Here is a 4,037-nt window from a genome sequence, read left to right as displayed (position 1 = left end):
GGGAAGAGAGAATGGAGCAGTGGCAAACGGCCCTGAATCGAGTTATAGTGTGTTTGGTAATTTTGTTTATTGAGCATGAACATATTTTACCAAAAAAGGCACCTCATCCATTACGGATCAGGTGCCTCTTTTTATTTTTGGACTGTCAGAAATTTAACAGCCCCTTTTCGTATCGTTGATTGTCGGATTGTTTCAAGCCTACAGCCAAAGATTAACCACTTTGTTTGCATTCAATTCTTTTTCTGTACTGCGTACTGCCCTGAATCAAATCCTGTTTATTCTCGTCGAATGGCTTCAAGAGCAGAAATCTTTACAGATCGATTGGCTGGAATTAATCCAGAAATGACTCCTACCATTGCTGAGAAGATCAGGGCGAATACCACCAGCCAAAGCGGAATCACTGAAGCTCGATTTCCAGGAGTAAACAGGAAGGTGAAAAAAGATTCTTCCCTTGGCGTCATTGAATAAGTAATGTAATTGATGCCAATTGAAATCAAATAGGACAAAATTAATCCACTGATTCCCCCAATAACTCCAATCATTCCCGCTTCACTTAAAAACATCTTTTTGATATCTCCAGTTTTACATCCTAAAGCTTTCATGATTCCAATTTCTCTGGTTCGTTCTGATACTGACATGATCATCGTATTGGTGATTCCTATTGCGGCAACAATTAACGAGATGGCTCCAATTCCACCTAATATCATCTGAGTCATCCGGGACTGATCTTCCATCGAATCGCGAATGGATTTCATGCTTGAAGTCATATAGCCCTGCTGTTTAATCGCATTTTCGACATCTTCAACAGCTTCAATATCCTGTGCTTTGACCCGGATCTGCGACACGGTCTCATCCGGTTTTTTGATTCCAAATTTTTCCGAAGCTTCTTTAATGATCTTTTTAAGATCTGTATCACTCATGACAAACCCATCTGAGGATTCCTGACCGATATTGTAATCTTCTTTCATTAATCCAACCGGATGCAATGTGACTGTATAGGGACTTGCATTCAGATCTTCCGGATTCTGAATGGAAAGTTTCATGTCCTGTTTGAATGGATCAAAAAATGGTTCTGGTTTTTCTTCAGAGGGCATTCCATTTTCATCAAATACCCAGCGATCCACATAACCTGATTCAAGAGGTCTCATCGTATCCCGGAAATTATAGGCGAAATTTTCACCCACAAGGATTGGAATGGTGCTGTTAGTAGAAATCAGTGAGTCACTTCCATCAGTGATTTCATATCCATATTCCTTAATCTTTGATGCATCGACTGCGGCCATCATCGACCAGTCCGTCTTATAGCGGTCATTGCTTGCAGAAACCCCGGTCATCCATTCATTGGGGAATGCTGTTTTGGATAAGGAGGATGAAACATTAGGAACCATCAGAAAGTTTTTTTCATCTCCTGGCTTCATCTGCTTGCCGTCCGTTTTGCCATAAATTTGAATAGTGCGCAAATCTCCCATTCCTTCAAGCATGGTGGTCATACTTTCACTTAAACCAAACCCAATGGAAACCATAACGACTATGGAGGTACATCCAATCATAACTCCGATTGACGTTAACAGGGTTCGTGATTTGCGCTGTTTCAAATTTGAAACAGCCATCGCAAATAGATCATGAATCTTCATGCGATTGTTTACTCATCTTTCTTAGCAGAATCGTCAAAATAGGATTCCAGATCCTGATTGCTGCTTAATGATTGATTAGCCGCTTTTTTCTTCTTTTTTCGATAAAAGAAAAATCCAAGTCCGCCTAGAATGACTGCCGCAGCTGCTATAATCCATGGCGTTTTTGAAGAAGACTGTTCAACCTGCTGTTCTGGCACGACTGGTGTTTCCGGGACCATCATCTCCTGCACCATCAATGTAACTGGGTATTCTTTTTTGATTTCTTTTTCATCCGCATTTTCATAGGTAATCACGACTTTAAGCTTCAGTTCACCAGGCTGTTCAGGAATAATCACGAAATCCATCGAACCGCTCTTACCCGATTCAAAGTTTCCCAGGTTCTGCACAGGAACAAGAGTTGAGAAACCTTCTCCTTCTGCTTTTAAAGCGACATTGTACAAGGTTCCTTTTCCTTTGTTGACATATGGAAAGCTTAATACAAATTCCTGACCTATATAGGCTGGTTCGGTAATGGATGGTTCGGTAATCTCCATTCTGTCTTTTTGAATAACCGGTATAACGATTTTTTCTGAAGATGTTTTTTCCATTCTCTGATCGTTATCTACGTATTCATAACGAAAAGCAATGTTGATGGCTGGCGAAGCCCCATTTTCCGGAGTCGTCGAGTTCATATTAATTTTCAGGGTCTTTTCTGCTTTAGGTCCCAGAGAATCAAAATAGAAGGTATTACTGCCATCAGCTATGGATAATCCTCCTTCAGGTTCAATGCTCATCACTACGTTTTCAACATTCAAATTTTTTGATGTATTGCCAAATGTCAGAGTCAGTTCAAATTTACTTCCTGCCTTGACATTGTCTCCACCAAAAGAATATTGCGAGACAATCAGATTCGGAGTGGCTGAGTTGATCTTTACTGGATCTGAGGTTCCTCCACCGTAGGAGCCTCCACCATAATCACCGCCAAAGTCCGGGATTTCTCCAGCACCTGGATTATCATCTGGAACTGGTTCTTCAGGTTTTGAAAGATTTACTTCACGAATATGAATTTCAATTTTCTGAGTTGTATCTCCTAAATTCAGCTGAAAACTGAAAAGGTCATCTTTTCCTCTCCAGCGCACGTTTTTAAAATTAACTTTTAAGGTCAGCTTCTGATCAGGAGCACTTTCCAGAATAATTTCTGGATGATCTCCGCCACGAAAACCATCACTGAGGCGGTCAATTGAAATATTCTCTGGATCTGGTCCAGGTTTAGAGTCTGTAACCTGAGACGTCTTAACCGTTTTATTATTCAGGACAACCTGAATTTCAGCATCCTGTTTTTCATCGATCGAATCCACAACCTGACCATCAACCAGAACCAGCGTATCGATCACACTCGTCTCTCCGATTTTTACCGGTTCATCAGAGGGGTTGTCCGGCTTTTGGTCAGGTTGAGCCGGGTCATTTGTGCCAGGATCTGCAGCAGGATTGCCATCATCTGAATTCTGAGTCTGCTCAGGTTCTCCCTGTTCATTCTGTTTTAGATAATATGAAAGGCCCCCCAGAAGCCAATTCGTGGATTTAGATGGATACTTAGGGTGTATTCAAAAGTAAACGTCATTACCACATGACTTAGGAGGACCTATATGGCAAGCTTACTTTTTATCGGATGCGATGTCCACAGTAAAACAATCAGTTTAGATACTTTCGATCGAGATTCTAATACACATAGTCACCAGACAAAAATTAATAATGATCCACGATTGATCTGGAAGTATGCCAAGAAAATCGAATCTGAAGTTGAACCTGGAACTCAACTCGTTTTCGGTTACGAAGCTGGGTGTCTTGGATTTTCTTTCCATGAAAGAATTACGAAAATGGGCTTTGAATGCCGGATTATGGCGCCAACGACAATCCGTCTGGCTCAGACAGACCGCGTTCGCAAAACGGATCGCAGAGATGCAAAATCTCTGGCTGAAGCATTAGCCTATGACACCTATAGATCTGTTTATGTTCCTACTCAGGAAGATCAGGAAGTTCGCTCATTTATTCGTCTTCGTGAAGATACTCAGGAAACCATTAAGAAGTTCAAACAGCGGATTAATGCCTTTATGTTGAAACTTGGCTACACCTTTGATGAGGGAAAGACCAAGTGGACTATAAAACACAGAGATTGGCTTAAATCCCTGGAGCTGTCTCCAATGAATCGCGAGGTGCTCGACGAGTATCTCATTACTCTTGAGGAGCTTGAGACCAAAATTGCTCGATATGATGAGCGAATCACCGAAATGTCCAAACAGGAAAATTACAATGAACTGGCTAGTTCCCTTTCGTGCTTCAAAGGAGTAACCAGGCCCATCGCTATGCGGATCATTACTGAAATTGGAGATTTTAATCGCTTTGCAACAGCTGGAGAATTTGCCT

Annotated in this window: 3 protein-coding genes; 1 reads left to right on the top strand and 2 read right to left on the bottom strand. The window is 41.4% G+C overall.

All coding sequences use genetic code 11. The features are described 5' to 3' along the window. Nucleotides 1–275: 275 nt before the first annotated feature. Together BO222_RS10985 and BO222_RS10980 are read right to left on the bottom strand one after the other, a co-directional pair. Nucleotides 276–1,634 (bottom strand): ABC transporter permease, encoded by a 1,359-nt coding sequence (locus tag BO222_RS10985; RefSeq protein WP_075820833.1) that lies wholly within the window; start codon nt 1,632–1,634, stop codon nt 276–278. An 8-nt stretch (nt 1,635–1,642) separates the two neighbouring features. Beyond that, complete coding sequence (locus BO222_RS10980) at nt 1,643–3,007, bottom strand: LPXTG cell wall anchor domain-containing protein (protein WP_075820832.1); 1,365 nt, start codon at nt 3,005–3,007, stop codon at nt 1,643–1,645. 252 nt (nt 3,008–3,259) lie between these two features. Between BO222_RS10980 and BO222_RS10975 the strand changes: the two genes are divergently transcribed. After that, on the top strand, nt 3,260–4,037 hold a 778-nt coding region (locus tag BO222_RS10975), incomplete at its 3' end, for an IS110 family transposase (protein WP_075817629.1).

The sequence above is a fragment of the Ileibacterium valens genome, from assembly GCF_001945525.1.
Classification (GTDB): Bacteria; Bacillota_I; Bacilli_A; order Erysipelotrichales; family Erysipelotrichaceae; genus Ileibacterium; species Ileibacterium valens.
Note: the sequence above shows the minus strand (reverse complement) of the source record. Positions and strands in the feature narration are given on the sequence as shown.